This is a genomic window from Calothrix rhizosoleniae SC01 (genome assembly GCF_900185595.1).
Classification (GTDB): Bacteria; Cyanobacteriota; Cyanobacteriia; order Cyanobacteriales; family Nostocaceae; genus Calothrix_A; species Calothrix_A rhizosoleniae.
In genome coordinates, this window is sequence record NZ_FYBH01000187.1 from 1 (window position 1) to 16,240 (window position 16,240).

At 39.9% G+C, this 16,240-nt stretch carries 10 protein-coding genes and 1 pseudogene; 8 read left to right on the forward strand and 3 right to left on the reverse strand.

Annotation, left to right across the window (positions count from 1 at the left end):
* Positions 1–311 precede the first annotated feature (311 nt).
* Entirely contained in the window at positions 312–575 is a 264-nt protein-coding gene (locus tag CALSC_RS11570; RefSeq protein WP_143288231.1) for a hypothetical protein, read from the forward strand.
* 219 nt (positions 576–794) lie between these two features.
* Here the strand turns inward: CALSC_RS11570 and CALSC_RS11575 are convergent, their stop codons facing one another.
* The gene (locus tag CALSC_RS11575) at positions 795–1,376 is read right to left on the reverse strand and encodes an Npun_F5749 family FMN-dependent PPOX-type flavoprotein (RefSeq protein WP_088241501.1); all 582 of its coding nucleotides are present in this window, start codon (positions 1,374–1,376) and stop codon (positions 795–797) included.
* Positions 1,377–1,507: 131 nt separating this feature from the next.
* On the opposite strand from CALSC_RS11575, the gene nrdJ reads away from it, so the two are divergent.
* The 7 genes and pseudogenes from nrdJ (at position 1,508) to CALSC_RS11610 (ending at position 10,710) form a co-directional block, all read left to right on the forward strand.
* A complete protein-coding gene (gene nrdJ, locus CALSC_RS11580) occupies positions 1,508–5,944 on the forward strand; it encodes a ribonucleoside-triphosphate reductase, adenosylcobalamin-dependent (RefSeq protein WP_088241502.1) in 4,437 nt (1,478 codons plus the stop codon).
* A 274-nt stretch (positions 5,945–6,218) separates the two neighbouring features.
* A complete protein-coding gene (locus CALSC_RS11585) occupies positions 6,219–6,437 on the forward strand; it encodes a hypothetical protein (RefSeq protein ID WP_088241503.1) in 219 nt (72 codons plus the stop codon).
* 448 nt (positions 6,438–6,885) lie between these two features.
* On the forward strand, positions 6,886–7,635 hold the full coding sequence (locus CALSC_RS11590) for a winged helix-turn-helix domain-containing protein (RefSeq protein WP_088241504.1): 750 nt from the start codon (positions 6,886–6,888) through the stop codon (positions 7,633–7,635).
* Positions 7,636–7,666: 31 nt separating this feature from the next.
* Positions 7,667–7,777 (forward strand): annotated as a pseudogene (locus CALSC_RS27840) (winged helix-turn-helix domain-containing protein); the annotation flags it as partial.
* A gap of 41 nt (positions 7,778–7,818) precedes the next feature.
* The gene (locus CALSC_RS11600) at positions 7,819–9,120 is read left to right on the forward strand and encodes a PAS domain-containing sensor histidine kinase (RefSeq protein ID WP_088241506.1); all 1,302 of its coding nucleotides are present in this window, start codon (positions 7,819–7,821) and stop codon (positions 9,118–9,120) included.
* A gap of 39 nt (positions 9,121–9,159) precedes the next feature.
* Positions 9,160–9,846 (forward strand): phosphate signaling complex protein PhoU, encoded by a 687-nt coding sequence (gene phoU / locus CALSC_RS11605; RefSeq protein ID WP_088241507.1) that lies wholly within the window; start codon positions 9,160–9,162, stop codon positions 9,844–9,846.
* Between the two features lie 468 nt (positions 9,847–10,314).
* The gene (locus tag CALSC_RS11610) at positions 10,315–10,710 is read left to right on the forward strand and encodes a Uma2 family endonuclease (RefSeq protein ID WP_088241508.1); all 396 of its coding nucleotides are present in this window, start codon (positions 10,315–10,317) and stop codon (positions 10,708–10,710) included.
* 8 nt (positions 10,711–10,718) lie between these two features.
* Here CALSC_RS11610 and CALSC_RS11615 read toward each other — a convergent pair whose 3' ends face one another.
* Positions 10,719–13,556 carry an NACHT domain-containing protein gene (locus CALSC_RS11615; protein WP_088241509.1) on the reverse strand — a complete coding sequence of 946 codons (2,838 nt, stop codon included), beginning with the start codon at positions 13,554–13,556 and terminating at the stop codon, positions 10,719–10,721.
* A 167-nt stretch (positions 13,557–13,723) separates the two neighbouring features.
* The gene (locus CALSC_RS11620) at positions 13,724–15,487 is read right to left on the reverse strand and encodes a peptide ABC transporter substrate-binding protein (RefSeq protein ID WP_088241510.1); all 1,764 of its coding nucleotides are present in this window, start codon (positions 15,485–15,487) and stop codon (positions 13,724–13,726) included.
* Positions 15,488–16,240 lie beyond the last annotated feature (753 nt).

The following is a 16,240-nucleotide window of genomic DNA, read 5'->3' on the forward strand; positions in this document are numbered from 1 at the left end:
GATATATTTGAAGCTGCAACTGGTATTTATCCAGATCCACAGGGTATGGCTTATATTCTTAAACCTAGTGGTAAAAGTTTTGAAGTAATTGCCAATGTACTTCCTGAGGAATGGGGAAAATTGGGGAATAACTAAAACATCGATAGTATTAATCTTGATCGTTATTGAGGAAAATATTATGTCATTGATTCATTAGGATAAGTCTATACTTTCACTGCATTTAAAAGAGATCGTTGAAGACGTTCAGGGGAACCATCCTGTAACCCTTAGCAGGATTAAGCGCGATCGCGGTTAGTTCCCTTCTTGTCCCGATGATGACAAAATTAGGCAGACCTTTTCTGAAGGCAGCGATTAAGAATAGTTTATTTCTCAACCCAGAAAGTACGGCATTGCCAGTCAACCCTTCAACTACTGAATTAGCTCAAATCTGTCACCAAGCAGCGATCGCGAGTCAGTCAGAGGCAGTCCCGATGAAAAATAATTTGCACCACCAATTATCTAAGTATAATTTTTCCTTCCCCCTGCTCCCTGCCCCCTGCCCCCTCCTGCTTAGAAGTCAGAGGGTAGGGGAATAGGCTTCGTCATGAGCTCAGCGTTTGATTGAGCGCTCACGCCGAAGTCCGAATGGGAGCAGGGAAGACAAGAAGACAAGAGGAAAAGATAGATTAGAAGAAAAAGGGAGCTTTCACAAATAAATTTGGGGGCTTATATCCTTTTCTTTTTGGTCAAAATACCCATTCACAGCTTATAATGAGAGGGTTTTTTTACAACATACCTGATTTTTCAAACATCCTCTAAGGATTAACCTCCAAAGTTTCCCAATCACCCAATTCATTCTGACTATAAAGCCAGCGATTCTGTGGTTCCCCTCTTAATTGCAAATGGTCAACTTGTAGAGGTTCAAATAATAGCAAACAAAAATTATCTAAAGGCACAATAGGATCTGGAGGCGGTGGTGAAAAGGTCTGAAAATTAGCTCGTTTTTCTCTTGGATGTGCCCAAGCAAATTGTACCCGAGCATTATCTGAAATTTCTTGCCAAGTTGACTGACGGGCTTGCTGAAAATCTTGGCCATAATTGTTACAACCAATCAGGGTAATTTCCCCACTTAAACGAAATTGTTCGCGGGTTTTAGGGAAATACCAACAAATTTCTCCCCCAGATTGTTCTTGAATTTCTGTAAATTTTTGGCTGCGGCTATCTGTGATAATTTTTAACTTATTTGTCTCCCCCCAAAAACCCCGAAAAACTACAGTGCGATTTGCAGGGCGACCATTTTTTTTCACAGTCGCTAATTGGAAGTAACGGGCATAAACCAGACTACGGTTAAGGTGTAGGGCACGACTAATTAGCGATCGCCAAGGAGCAAGGGACATTAGGTTATCTTAACATTTCATACGGTCATATAGATAGCGTAAAATGGTCTATTTGACAATCTTTTACCTTACGTATTCTTGGCGTATAGTCATAATCTGTTGAGAAAAAAACAAGATCCTGAATTAGAATTATGGTTCGAGAGCTTGAGAGAAACCGCCAGAGTGTAACAAAATTTCCAGAAACTGCTCCAGCAGCCAATCCTGTGTTTTTTAGAACCTATAGCCGTCGTACTAAAGCCGGTTTGCGGGAAACATGGTCACAAGTGTGCGATCGCACTATCCAAAGCTTGGTAGAGTTGGGCAAGCTAACTAGCCAAGAAGCAGAGATTATTGGACGAACCCAGCGTCAATTAAAATCCCTGGTGAGCGGGCGCTGGTTATGGGTAGGGGGCACGGATTGGATTACCAAGCCTAGTAACTTCTCCGGGGGTTATAACTGCACTTCCACAAACCTAGTAGATTGGCGAGCTTTTGCTTTAATGATGGATTTGGCGATGATGGGAGCAGGAACTGGGGCGGTCCTGGAACCAAAGTATATTAATCAACTACCATCCATCCGTAATCTTTTAAATATCACCATGCAAGGTGAAATTGGTTCCATACCCCAGGATTTGCGTCGGGAGGAGACAGAGGTCAAAATTGAAGGCAATACGGCGACTATCTACGTGGGTGATAGTCGCCAAGGTTGGGTAAAATCCTATCAAACCCTGTTTGAGTTAGCTGCAAGTGAGGACTTTTCTGGGGAAGTTCAAGTTTTTGTGGATCTCAGCGATGTCCGTCAAGCAGGAGAAACCCTTAAGGGTTTTGGTGGGGTTGCAAATCCGGTGAAATTGCCTGGATTGTATAGCCGTTGTGCTGGGATTCTCAATAAAGCTGTGGGGAGACAACTAAATTCTGTCGAATGTTGTTTATTGATTGACGAAGCATCTGTAACAATTGTTGCGGGCAATATCCGCAGAAGTGCGGGGATTCGTCAAGGAATTAGCGACGATGATTTATTTGCTGATGCCAAGTCTAATCTTTGGCAACAAGATGGGGAAGGTAACTGGCGCATTGATCCAGAACGGGATGCTTTACGGATGGCTAACCATACTCGGGTGTTCCATCAAAAGCCTACCTTAGAAGAATGTATCAATGCTGTTCGTAAACAATATTACAGTGGAGAAGGCGCGATTCAGTGGGCTGGTGAAGCTGTAGCCAGGGCAAATGGTGATTTGTTCTCCTCTTCGGGGTTAAAGGTTGAATTTTTACAGGCTTACGAGCAAGGTAAAGCTAAGGAATGGATACAAGAACGCCATCTCAATATGGATGCTCAGGAATTAGAGCATCGTTTGGGTAGGTATGGACTCAACCCGTGCATTACTGGTGATAGTTGGATTCATACAGAACAAGGTGCGCGACAAGTTAAAGATTTAATTGGCACACAGCAATCTGTTTATGTTGATGGAGAGCTTTTTAGCACTACGAAAGATGGCTTCTTTTTTACTGGGGTCAAGCCAATTTTTAAAGTTATAACTCAAGAAGGTTACGAATTGCGCTTGACTGGCAACCATCAACTACTTAAGGTAACTGCTCAAACACAGAAAAAACAATACACCGAATGGGTAGAAACTCAAAATTTGAACCCCGATGACTATATTATGGTTCACAATCATCGAAATCTACTGCCTTGGGATGGTGTGGGTAGTTTTGATGAAGGATGGCTGTTAGGAAATTTTCTCGGAGATGTCTGTTTTTCTGCAAACCAGTCTAATTACTCCTATCAAGCTAAACTGAGATATTGGGGAGATACTCAAGTTGAAATGAAAGAGTATGCTTTAGCCTTGGTGAATAATCTACCGCAATCCCCTTGCTACTCACAAAATCTCCAAGGATGTTATAACAGCAATAACAAATACTACGAGGTAAGTTCAGCAAATTTGGCAAAGCTGGCGAACTCCTTTGGCTTATATCAACATCTGAAGGTGATTACTCCCGAAGTTGAGCAAGCTAGTTATGAATTTTATCGTGGCTTTCTTAGGGGTTTATTTGATGCTGATGGTAGTGTTCAAGGAACTCAGCAAAAGGGTGTTAGTGTTAGACTGGCACAAAGCAACCTGGAAACTTTGAAAATTGTTCAAAGAATGCTGGCACGATTAGGCATTATTTCCACTATTTATCAAGAACGTCGTTCAGAGGGTTATCGTTACCTTCCTGATAGTAATCGTGAACTTGCTCCTTATTTTGGTAAAACGCAACATGAGCTAGTAATATCCAATGATAATCTGTATGTTTTCCAGGAGATTGTTGGATTCCAGGAACCTAAAAAAGCTCAACAAGTACAAGAATTACTGAGCAGATACAAACGAAAACCAAATCGTGAACGGTTTACTGTAAAAATCAAAGAAATTATACCTGATGGTGTAGAGGAAGTTTTTGATTGTACTGTACCAGCAGTCTCGCGGTTTGATGCCAATGGAGTTGTTGCTCATAATTGCGGTGAAATTATTGGCAGTAATTTTCACTGTGTTAGTGGTGATACCCTACTGATCACTAGGGATGGAATGCACAAAATTAAAGATTTAATTGGGTGCGAAGTGGAAATTTGGAATGGTGAAAGATGGAGTAAAGTTAAACCATTAAAAACAGGTAATAATCGCAAACTCTATCGAGTTAGATTTGAAGACGGAACCTATTTGGATGCAACCGAATATCATCGCTTCTTTGTAAAAGATAGGTTCAACAAAAACTACAAAGAAGTCCAAACAAAAGACTTGATGGATGTTAGTAAATATGCCATCCATACCCAACCTTTTACTATTGAGTATACAGATGGGATAGGCATAGATCCCAGTTATGCCTATACTTTGGGTGTAGCTGTAGGTGATGGAACTACAGACCAAAAAAATAATGCCAAGATTAGGTTATATAATCAGAAAGCCGCTTTAGCAGTAGTTGGGAATAAATCCCCAGAAAGAGAATATGATTATTTGCCAGTTTTTACAGATGTAACTGAGATTGGGTTTTCTGGAGAGTTGTTAAAGTCATTAAAAACAAATCCAGAAGCAATAAATATTATAGCTAGTTGGAATCGCCAAGCAATTCTACATTTTATCGCTGGTCTGGCGGATACAGATGGCTCAAATACTCACAGTAATGGAATTAGAGTATATATCTCTGATTACGAGCGTGCTTATCGCATCCAGTTATTACTTACCAAGTGTGGCATTCGCTCATCCTTAAATCTTTGTGCCCATAAGGGTGCTATAACTAATCTGGGCGTGAGAAGTAGAGATTTATATTACTTGCAAATTACCAACTGTGGTGAAATTCCTTGTCAGCGTTTGGATATCAGTAAAGGTCAACTACCTAAGCATAAGGGCAAGTGGCAAATTGTCAATAATGTTGAAGAATTACCAGGACTACACGATACTTACTGTTTTAACGAGCCTGAACATCACAAGGGAGTTTTTGGCAATACCCTGACTGGAAATTGTAATCTTAGCGAGATTCACTTAAATCAAATCGATCCCCAAAACTATCAAGAACAGGAGGAAGCATTCACTGCTGGGGCTTTATCCGTAGCCGTATTGTTAAATCATAAATTTGTAGAACCCCGTTATCAATCCAGCCGGGAATTAGATCCAATTGTTGGTGTATCCTTCACTGGTTTATTTGATTTCTTTGTCCATGCTTTTGGGGTAGATTGGCTGCGTTGGTGGGAGCGAGGTAGACCAGAAACACCAGAAGGTTTAACCTTTAAACACAAGGAGCAAGAATATCTCAGTCGCTGGAAAGAGATTGTGCATCGCGTAGTGTGGGATTATTGTACTCGCCACCAGATCAAACGTCCCAATCGTTGTACTACAGTCCAACCTAGTGGCACGAAGTCTTTGCTAACTGGAGCTTCTCCAGGATGGCATCCTCCCAAAGCTCAAAGATTTCTCCGTCGGATTACTTTCCGCAAAAATGATCCAGTCGCTTTGGCTTGTTTGGAATATGGCTACAATGTTGTGCCTTCCCAAACAGATAAGGATGACAACGGTAATTTACTTGATGATCCCTTAGATCCCCGATGTACAGAATGGCTAGTAGAAATACCCGTAGCCGTACCTTGGGCTAATTTACCTGGTGCTGATGAAATTGATATCAGTAAATTCAGTGCTTTGGCTCAAATGGACTTCTATATGCAGGTACAGAAGTTTTATACAGCTCATAACACCTCTGCCACCGTAGAATTGCGAGAGAATGAAGTAGAAGCCCTAGGTACTCGCATTTATGAAGCCATCCATAATGATGAAGGTTACATTAGTGCTGCACTATTAGCCCGATTTGACGATTTGCAAGCTTTCCCTCGTCTGCCATTTGAACCAATCAATCAGCAACAGTATGAGAAGTTAATGGAAGAAGTGGAAAAACGTCGGCAAACCGATGATTTTCATGCTGCACTCAGTCATTATGATACAGGTGAATTACTGGAAGCTGGCCCTGCTGGCTGTGATTCTGATAAGTGTATGATGCCGGAAGAAACTGTCACGAAGAGGCAGGTGAGCAGGGAGCAGGGAGCAGGGGAGAAACCCCATATATAAATATAGAGAGCAGTGGGGTCTTGGGGTCTCCCCAAGTAGAGCGACTTTGGAGGGTTTGAAACCAAGTTTTCGCTACGCTCCACAGCAGAGGAAAACAGCATTTCCCCTGTAAGACTGCACCTTTTCCCCCTGCTTCTTCTGGTCCGGTAACCACAGAGTTGACTTGTACTTTCTCAACAGCAATCAGGTGGGCAATGCCCACCCTAACCAGCTTTGGCGAAACAGGTTAGGATAAATTAGTGACCAATAATTTTTTAGTGGCAGGAGGTTATTTATGTTTTTAACTGAGTTACAACCACTATTTCAAGAATTTGCCCAGCACCCAATTTCATTTATGGGTGGTTTAGTATCTGGTGTGCTGCGACTCAATTTGAATGATGATCCTGTCAAAACTTGGCTGAATCAACAAGGTAGTTATAATACTAATATATCCACCACAACTGAGGTACAGAATGGCAAATCTAGTGGGCCTCAATCAATAGATATTGAGTAGTATTTAAGTATCAAAATTGACTTTACAAGCTCCCCGATTTTTTCCAGAAGCCGGGGAGCTTATACCATTTTGGATTTTAGATTTTAGACTTCATTGTGAGCGCTCAGTCGAACGATTTTGAGGACAGTGTGGTCTTGGGGAGCCAGCGTTGTAGACGGTAAGCCATTGCGGTGGACTGGTTTCCCGGCATAAAGCAAGTGGCGCAACCCGTAGGGGTTTCTCGTCGCAGACGACTGGCGTTGGTTTCCCCCATGAACAACTGTCCGGGATTGTGAAAGAGTTACTACATAAGCTTTTCTTTCTTTTTATCTATCGCAATTATTTTTCTCTCTTGGTATTAACTAGCAACTTTAGGTAAATATATACCCTCAAGGTCTAGATAGATGAACAAAATAATTAGATAATTATTATTGATACAGAAACCTGAATGAAATCACTCTGAATACTAATGTATACCAGTGAAGCGGTCAAGTCTCCTTATAAGACAGACACCAGAACTACTAATCGAATTCTCATAGTAGAAGACGAAGAGTTGATTAGAGAAACAATTGCTTTGGCATTGTCAGAAGAAGGTTATATGCCAGTTACAGTTGATAATGGTCGAACAGCTTTAGATTATCTTACGAATTCTGAAGCCAACTCAGGAGAAGCTAAATTTGATTTAGTTGTTCTTGACTTGATGTTGCCACAAATCAATGGGCTGGATATTTGTCGCTTACTGAGACATCAAGGAAATACAACCCCTATTTTGATTTTAAGCGCTAAAGGTAGTGAGACAGATAGGGTACTGGGATTAGAGGTAGGAGCAGATGATTATCTGACCAAACCCTTTAGTATGAGGGAACTAATAGCCAGGTGTCGTGCTTTACTACGCCGCCAACGCTTAACTGCCACCCCAGACCCAATTTTAGAATATAAAGAGATTAGTATGTATCCCCAGGAATGTCGCGTATTGGCAAGGGGTGAAGAGGTGAATTTGTCACCTAAAGAATTTCGTCTGTTGGAATTATTTATGAGTTACACCCGCAGAGTTTGGTCACGGGAGCAATTATTAGATCAAGTCTGGGGCCCAGATTTTGTGGGAGATAGTAAAACTGTGGATGTTCACATTCGCTGGTTACGAGAAAAATTAGAACAAGACCCCAGTCATCCCGAATATATTGTGACGATACGTGGTTTTGGTTATAGATTTGGATAATTGTTAGATTGTTATTTGATATATAGTAACCAGCTATTATGTGGATATTCACATTCGCTGGTTACGAGAAAAGTTAGAACAAAAACCCAGTCATCCCGAAGAAGTTGTGACTATACGCAGTTTTGGTTATGGATTTGGATAATTGTTAGATTGTTATTTGATATATAGTAACCAGCTATTGTAATGCAGCTAATATTATTTTTAACTGGTTTAGCAGTCGGTTTAGGGTTATGGATGTGGCAAAAGCTACAAACTGAACGTTACTTAGGAAAAGTACCGAAAAATTTTGCACCCCGTTCTTCTGGAGGAGAACTACCTTTAATTCATCAATTGCAACATAAAATTACTGTTTTAGAACAACAAAAGCTCGGTTTACAACAACAGCTGCACGATTACCAACAACTGCTAGATTTAGCACCAATAGCATATTTGCATGTGGATGAAGACAATCAACTTCTGTTGTGTAATCACCATGCAAAACAAATGCTCAGTCTACAAAGATGGCAGTCTGGAAAGTTAAGGTTGTTATTAGAGTTAGTACGTTCTTACGAATTAGATCGGTTAATCGAACAAACTCGCAAACGCCAAGAATTTCAATCTGCAGAATGGGTATATCACCCATCTTGTGATCACGACGCGACTGGGGTTAATATGGAATCTTTAGCGATTAGAGGCTATAGTTTCCCTTTAGTGAATGGAGAAGTAGCTGTTTTTCTCGAAAATCGCCAACCCTTATTGGATGTTCATAAAGCTCGTGATCGTGCTTTTTCTGATTTAGCTCACGAACTGAGGACTCCCCTGACATCCATTCGTTTGGTGGTGGAGACTTTACAAGATCGCTTAGATGCTCCGTTTAATCGCCTGGTGAATCGTCTGTTACAAGAGGTTGACCGGCTAATTGATTTGGTTCAAAGATGGTTAGAATTAACACAACTCGAAACAAATGCCAGTATCACATTACACCGTCAGCCTGTTGAATTGCGATCGCTAATTCTCTCGGTTTGGGAAACTTTAGAGCCATTGGCAAAGCGCCGTCAAATTCACATATCTGATACTAATTGTGAAGAAGTATGGATTAATGTCGATAGTTCCCAAATGTATCAAGTGTTTCTGAATTTACTGGATAATGCCATCAAATATACCCCTGATGGGGGAACCATTCATATTAACACAGAGACTATGATAAAAAATAACCAACCATTACTAGGAGTTAACATTATTGATTCAGGAAAAGGTTTTGCAGATAAAGATTTACCTAATGTATTTGAAAGATTTTATCGAGGTGATGAATCCCGTGTCCGTTTACAAGAAAAAGCAGGGAATGGAAATACATTGATTGCAGGAAGTGGTTTAGGTTTAGCCATTGTCCGCCAAATTGTTTTAGCCCACGAAGGTTTTATTCAAGCTATGAATGACCCCCAGACTGGTGGAGCAAAGTTACGAATACTACTTCCTCAAAATGAGGTGGCAAATCATCTGAGCTGAAACTATAATTTAATCAATTTTATTTAATATTTTTTATCTATGTTTGAAGTTAAAACATTAAAATCACTCCTTTACGACGAAAGTTCTGGAAGACCCCAGTTAACAAAAAAAATTAGAGCCATAGAGCAGGACATTTTACGCATGGGAGCTTTAGTAGAGCGTTCTTCCCGTCTAAGTCATCAAGCTCTATTTGAACGGGATTTACATTCAGCCGAGCAAATTCCCCTATTAGATAAACAAATTGATCGCTTTTATAAGCAAATAGAGGTTGATTGTGTTGCTATTATGACATTACAAGCACCTGTAGCCCATGACTTACGCTGTCTGAGTGCTTTTATGCAGTTAGTGCGAGACTTGGAACGGATTGGTGATTATGCCAAGGATATTGGTGAAATCGCAGTCAAGAATTTCCCTTATCCTCCCCATCCTTGTTTGCCGGATGTTGCTATTATGTCTCATCAAGCCCAAAGTATGTTGGCTACTAGCTTGGTGTCATTAGCGGAATTGGATGGAGCTGGTGGTAGAAGGATGAAGGAATTAGATAATGATGTAGACGATTCTTACGAGCGTTTATATCAAATCTTAGCTTCTCAAAGCGATATCCAAGGAGCGGTGGAACCAATTTTGTTATTGGGGTTAGCAATTCGTTGTTTAGAAAGAATGGCAGATCACGCCACAAATATTGGTCAACGAGTAGCATATATAGTGACTGGTCAGCGTTCTTGAGTCAAACAATTTTGGATTTTGGATTTTGGATTTTGGATTGACCCCATGTCTAAAGTCAGGGGCTTGAAATAAGGAATTATTGCGCCTTGTACTTATGCATCGCGGCACAATTATTTTTCCACAAATAAATTTGAGGGCTTGTATCCTTTTCTTTTTCGGTCAGAAAATATATTTCAGGCAACTCTTAGGAAATTTCCAGAACTAAAATTACTAAGGGACTACAAATTAACCTGCGCCATTGTCACTGGTAAAATTATTTTCAGAAATCACCTTATAAATCTCTAGCAGCTGCCATAGTTAGCAAGGGAAGACTTTTCAATGGCACTGACATGATAAATGTTTTTTCTTTATTCCTGAATAATAGTACTAATCTCAGTTGAATGCAATACAAAAATTGCCAGTGAGGATAACAAATTTTTACATACATCACCCTGAAAACCGCGCTTTGCCTTTCTTTCCCTCCCTGCAATGAATTACGGGCTAATAAACCAACAAACCACCACCTACGAAGCTATCCAAGAACTCAGGTGTATCGTACCTCCCATGTCTCCCGTGCCTGATATTTCCATTATTAAGAGCGATCGCCTCTCCGATGAAGATGGCTCATTTCCAGGTTCACCGGACTGGTTAATTGAAATTCGCTCCCCCGATCAAGGTACCTTAGAACTACAAAATAAAATCCTCCACTGCTTGAGTAATGGGACTCAGCTTGCTTGGCTGATTGATATTCAGCGACAACAAATCTGGGTTTGGGAAAATCAAGAATTACCACTGATTTATGCTGGAGCTGATACTTTGCCCACCCTTGGCAATATTTCAGGGTTGACTGTTGAAACCGTGATAGCAATGACCAAGCAACGATAACTTTCTAATCAAACAGAACTGATATCATCTGTTGCTACCAAATTCCACAACGCATCAATACCACTACCTATATATTCGCTATCTTGGTGCTGGGAAATCCATTCGACCACAACAGTAGTAATATCGCTACAGTCTTTACCCAACTTGCCCAAGGCATTAGCAGCATGTCTACGCACCTTAGACTCCTCATCCTCTAGCTGTGCTAAAAGTGCTTCTACTAACTGGGGCACCCTATTACCCAAGTTGCCCAAAGCGTGAACAGCATGTATACGCACAAAACAATTCTCATCTCCTAGACGTTCAAAAAGTGGTTCTACTACTTCAGGTGTCCCATTACCCAAGTTTCCCAAGGCATTAGCAGTATTCCAACGGACATCAGAATCCTCATCCTCTAGCCGTGCTAACAGTGGTTTTACTATTTGTGGTGTCCCATTACCCAAGTTGCCCACGACCTGATCCTCATCCCCTAGCTGTGCTAATAATGCTGATATTACTTCTGGTGAACCATTACCCAATCTGCTCAAGGCATAAGCAGCAACTCTACGCATATAAAAATACTCATCTACAAGTAGTGCCAATAGTGTTTTTATTGCTTCCTCTTTTTCTCCCAAAGTTCCACGATATTCCTGCAATCGCACTTGCAACGGCACTTGCTTCATCCATTCCCCTGAATTTTTCAAAAGTTGCAGTGCTTCAGCTTCAAACCTACTTTCATTCAAACTGCAAAGGCTCTTAAAAACCTGCGTGCGGATTGTTTCACCAACCTGCTCATCATCACTTATTTCCAAACCCACTAATTGCTGTAAAATATCTGTCACCAAAACATCATTAGCAACTTCTAAATCTTCCGCCAAACAGCTAGCTGCAAAAAATAGATTTCGGTGCAGCCATTGTTCATAGAGTGTAGATTGCTCCAAGATATGCTTAATAGTTTTAGTCGCTTTTTTCGGCTTTTGCTGGGCAATTAACAACAGCAAAACCTCTCGCCAATGGGCATCACAAAGATACCTTTCAATATGCTCCAACACCACCTCAAATTCTTCATCTTCCTGACGGTAGCGGATATCCTCTGCTGCTAAATATTCCTGAAATGTCTTATGGACAAAAGCATAACAGTCTTGCCCTTGTTCATTTAACAAACCTGTCCGTTCCCGAATATGATCTATAAACCGTTGCGCTTCTGATTTAGCTTGATGTCGCTGTAGGCGTTTTTGTTCGGCAATAAACTTGCTTAATTGCTTAATCAATTCATCTTTATCAATCAGTGTTCCCCCTTCTTTATCCCCCGTACCTCCTTGGGTATGAATCCAGTAAGCAAGCTGTTGCATTAAGCGGGGAATATCATCCCGATTTAGATATTCAAAAGGCAATTTATAATTCAGTTCTTTACCTGCATCCCAATTAGTTAATAGGGTATTCATCGCCCGTTCATAAAGTTTGTAGCGTTGTCTGGGAAGATGTGCCTCATAACGATGAATTAGGGCAATAATTGTTAAGAGTAGTGGGTTACGGGCTAATTCTTGGATGCGCTTTTGCTCTGCTAAAGCTTTTTGCAAACTTTCTTGCCTTCTTGTGGCTTCTGTTGGATCTTGAAAGCGGCTTTTATACCAGTTCTCAGTGAATCTTTTGATTTTGTCATCATCAAATAACTGTAACTGATAGTGGGGAAACTCGTCTGTGCGGAAAAAGTCCCGGCGATACCCTGCTGGGCGAGACGTAATAATGGTTCTATTGGATGGAAACTGCTTTAAAAAATTATCAATTCGCTGAACAATTTCATATCGTCTTCCTGGTTTTGCTACCTCATCCAAGCCATCGAGTAAAATTAAGGCTTTACCATCTTCTAGCCAATATTCAAAGAATGCCGATGGTAGCTGTTTCACCTGCAAATTACTAATTGCAAACTGTCGGATAAATTCTAAAATACTCAGACTATCTGCATATCTAACTAAATCTCGAATTTTAATTAAAATTGGCAAGAAATTTTCTTCGGTTTGTAAATCTGTCCTTGGTTGGATTTGATTCTGAGCTAATGTGACAGCAAAATAGCTCATCAAAGTCGTTTTACCCGAACCTGGTGTCCCCAGCAAAACAAATTTATGAGATTTAGTTTCAGTCAAGAATTCTTGTGCGGAAAACTTTCTGCCCTTACCTCCTCCCAGCCTGAACATTTGACGTTGCTCTTGTAATAATTCTACTTGACGTTGATTAATATTTTGGGAGTTGGAACCTGCTTCTATAAATCCCAAATCCTGTAGAGAATTTGTCGATGCCATTTCCACCACATCAGGCATCACAAATATTTGTGGCAGATGAACTCCTGTCTTATCTGTCTCCTGTCCTTCTACAGCTATGCCTGCAAATTTAACATCATCAAAGTAGTAAGATATTTGTTGGAGATAATCTGCTTGGGCAATTTTAATCTCTAAATAGGCGGTAGTTTTGACAAAATAAGTCTCTATAAATTTTTTTAGCCAATTATTAATACTGTTTTCAGGAAATTGCCATTGATGATTATCTGCTTTGAGATTGTGCCAAATTTCAATTAATAAATCTAAGCTAGGGCTTGTTTTATCTTGCAGGGGTTTTTGTAATTCTGACAGCACCGATGCATTTTTAAAAAACCTGGTTAAAATATCTTGTTGTTGCTTATCATCACAGGAATAAAACAATTGCTGTTCATAGAGCTGCTTTTCATCCCATTCCTTAGCAGCCATAATCCCAGCCTTTAAAGCTTTTGCAAAATCATCAGGATTGCAAGCACTATTAATTCTAGCAATTAGTGGTTTGGCTAGGGGAATTACTACCTTGACTATAGCGCCGATAGTTCCTAAATCTAAAGGCATATTTTTGCAAACAGGGTTTCACAATGTATTCTATCTTACCTTTAATGTTTGCAACACATAAATTCTTCGTAAGGGCACGGCACCATTAAGATACTTTTATATATTGAAAGATTATGGATGCCGTGCCCCTACCCATCTGTCCTATTCTTTTGTCAAAATGGTATCACCTACTTTCGCCGCCAATCTTTAATATTCCACGTCTCCGCATCCCAAGGAGTTAAATCCACACCCACAAGACTATTGCTCACCGCACTCACATCTGCACGAGCAACTACAGGAATTAGTACCACATCTGCAATCAACAAATCATTCATCTGGATAAATAACTGCCGACGTTTCTCAGGATTCAACTCAGTTGTGGATTGTTTCCAAAGTTTGTCATATTTAGGATTACAGTAGCGTGGATAATTTTGCCGTGTCCAATTATTGCTTTTCTGAGAAATTTGATCGCAAGTCCACCGCCTCAAATATATCCCAGGATCTGGATTAGTATTACCAGTAGTAAACATTTCCATGTCTGCATAGAAATGACTAATGGTGTCTGGGTTCGCAGGATCATTGGAGAAGAAAATACTCCCATCAATATTTTTTAGCTCTACATCTACACCCACAGATGTTAATGCTTGTTTGACTACTTCCTGGGTTTTTTGTCGCACAGGATTAACGGAAGTTTGAAACACAACCTTCATTTCTGTGCCATTTTTATCTCGAATACCCTTACCATTACTATCTTTCCATCCCGCTTCATCCAATAAAGCAGCTGCTTTTTTCAGGTTAAATTCGTAGGTATTATTCGGAGACTTATAAATATCCGGTGCGACAAGAATATTTGCAGTCGCGTTACCAGTAGCACCGTATAATCTTTGAGAAATGTTATCTCGGTCAATAATATAACTAAAAGCCTGACGCACTTTCTTGTCACGAAAGAAAGGATGGGGAAACTTGAGACTAGAACGTTCTCCATCTGGAGTTGCTTGATTGGGATCGGTAAAATTAAGTAAAATTCGCTCTACACTACCTCCAAAACTGCTTGCTAGTTTCCCCTTACCTGATGCTTGCAACTGTTTGAGAATTGGTGCTTCTACCTGGATGTTCCAACCATAGTCTGCATCTTGTGTCTGCAACACTGCTCTCGCTGCGGAAGTTGCATCCCCACCACCCTTCATTTCTACGCGCTCAAAAAACAGCTTATCTGCTTCCCGAAAGAATTTATTTGGCTCAAAAACAACAATATCCCCAGGTTTAAATTCTACTACTTTGTAGGGGCCAGTACCCACAGGCTTTAAATTTGCTGGAGCTTCCCTAGCATTGGCACCATTATATTTCTCAAAAATATGCTTAGGTAGTACCATGCCGTTTTCACCTACGAAAGCTACTGACCAATCTGGGTTAATGTCCTTAAAATTAATTTTAACGGTATAGTCGTCAATGGCTTCGACACTTTTAAGTAATTCTGTAGTGGTACTGGAACCTGTTTCGGGGTTAGAGAAAAATTTGTAAGTAAAAACCACATCTGCTGAGCTAAAAGGTTTACCATCAGACCATTTCACACCCTGCTTGAGTTTCCAAGTAACAGATTTACCATCTTTGGCAATTCCCCCATTTTCCAAGGTAGGTATTTCTGCGGCCAGGAAAGGTATTAATTTACCATCTTTGTCATAACTTGCCAGAGGTTCATAAGTAATGCGACTACCTTCAAAATCTTTGGTTCCATTGGCTAAGTGGGGGTTGAGGATAGTTGGTGCTTGCCAATATAGCAGCCGTAGGGTTTTATTTGTAGCGGAGTCAGCAGAATTTGCCCCAGGAGGAGAATTTGGTGAAGAACAGGCTGTTAAAAATAATATATTGATTAACGACAGCAGAAAAATGTTACCTAAACTGAATTTATTCCCATTTTTTTTTCGTAATGCACTCAATAGTAAATTGTTCATGAATCCTCACACACTCCTCTAATTTGGATATTGGGCTCCAAGGTAGAGCCAATTTTATCATCCGTGTCAAGAAGAGGCAGGGGAGCAGGGGGCAGGGGAAAGAGGGAAAGAGGGAAAGAGGGAAAGAGGGGAAGAGGGGAAGAGTGAGGTAAAAAATACAATCGCTTCTAGGAAAGTAATCTCAAATCTCAAATCGCAAATCCAAACTTCACACATAATGACGGATTTAAGAATATCTTTGTGCTGCAAAGAGTAACATTTTTGCTAATATTTCTTGTCTTTGCATAGTTGATAAAGCAAAACCAAGAATAATTATATAATTTGGTTTTAAAAACTTCTTTCTTTAAGCGATCGCTTTTCAAAAATCTTTAGAATTATGCTGATATTCTATTAATAACTAGTTATGAGAATACTATCGAAAGTTATCTTGTGTTATATCCAATAATTACAAAAAAATTAAGACTAATTCAAAACATTATTTTGGATGGCTTTACTCTCTAATGCAAGGGTAAACATCGATAGATACTTATACTTACCATATATTTATTGCTGTTTTTTGTTTACAAAAAATAAGTAATAGTTTTACATGACTCTCATTAAGAACATAAATATATTGTTGCTATAGCTAATCTGCTAGAGAATAAATAGCTAGTTTTATGGTTGAATATTACAAAAAGTTTACACTTAAAAACATAAATATATTTAATAATACAAAATTTTTGTTAAATATGGTCAGAGAACATAGTAATTTGC

What these genes read in the sequence shown, in the direction of transcription:
- CALSC_RS11575 (WP_088241501.1), bottom strand. Translation starts at nt 1,376, where the DNA reads ATGTCCCTTGCTCCTTGGCGATCGCTAATTAGTCGTGCCCTACACCTT.
- CALSC_RS11615 (WP_088241509.1), bottom strand. Translation starts at nt 13,556, where the DNA reads ATGCCTTTAGATTTAGGAACTATCGGCGCTATAGTCAAGGTAGTAATT.
- nrdJ (WP_088241502.1), top strand. Translation starts at nt 1,508, where the DNA reads ATGGTTCGAGAGCTTGAGAGAAACCGCCAGAGTGTAACAAAATTTCCA.
- CALSC_RS11600 (WP_088241506.1), top strand. Translation starts at nt 7,819, where the DNA reads ATGCAGCTAATATTATTTTTAACTGGTTTAGCAGTCGGTTTAGGGTTA.
- CALSC_RS11570 (WP_143288231.1), top strand. Translation starts at nt 312, where the DNA reads ATGATGACAAAATTAGGCAGACCTTTTCTGAAGGCAGCGATTAAGAAT.
- CALSC_RS11585 (WP_088241503.1), top strand. Translation starts at nt 6,219, where the DNA reads ATGTTTTTAACTGAGTTACAACCACTATTTCAAGAATTTGCCCAGCAC.
- CALSC_RS11620 (WP_088241510.1), bottom strand. Translation starts at nt 15,487, where the DNA reads ATGAACAATTTACTATTGAGTGCATTACGAAAAAAAAATGGGAATAAA.
- phoU (WP_088241507.1), top strand. Translation starts at nt 9,160, where the DNA reads ATGTTTGAAGTTAAAACATTAAAATCACTCCTTTACGACGAAAGTTCT.
- CALSC_RS11610 (WP_088241508.1), top strand. Translation starts at nt 10,315, where the DNA reads ATGAATTACGGGCTAATAAACCAACAAACCACCACCTACGAAGCTATC.
- CALSC_RS11590 (WP_088241504.1), top strand. Translation starts at nt 6,886, where the DNA reads ATGTATACCAGTGAAGCGGTCAAGTCTCCTTATAAGACAGACACCAGA.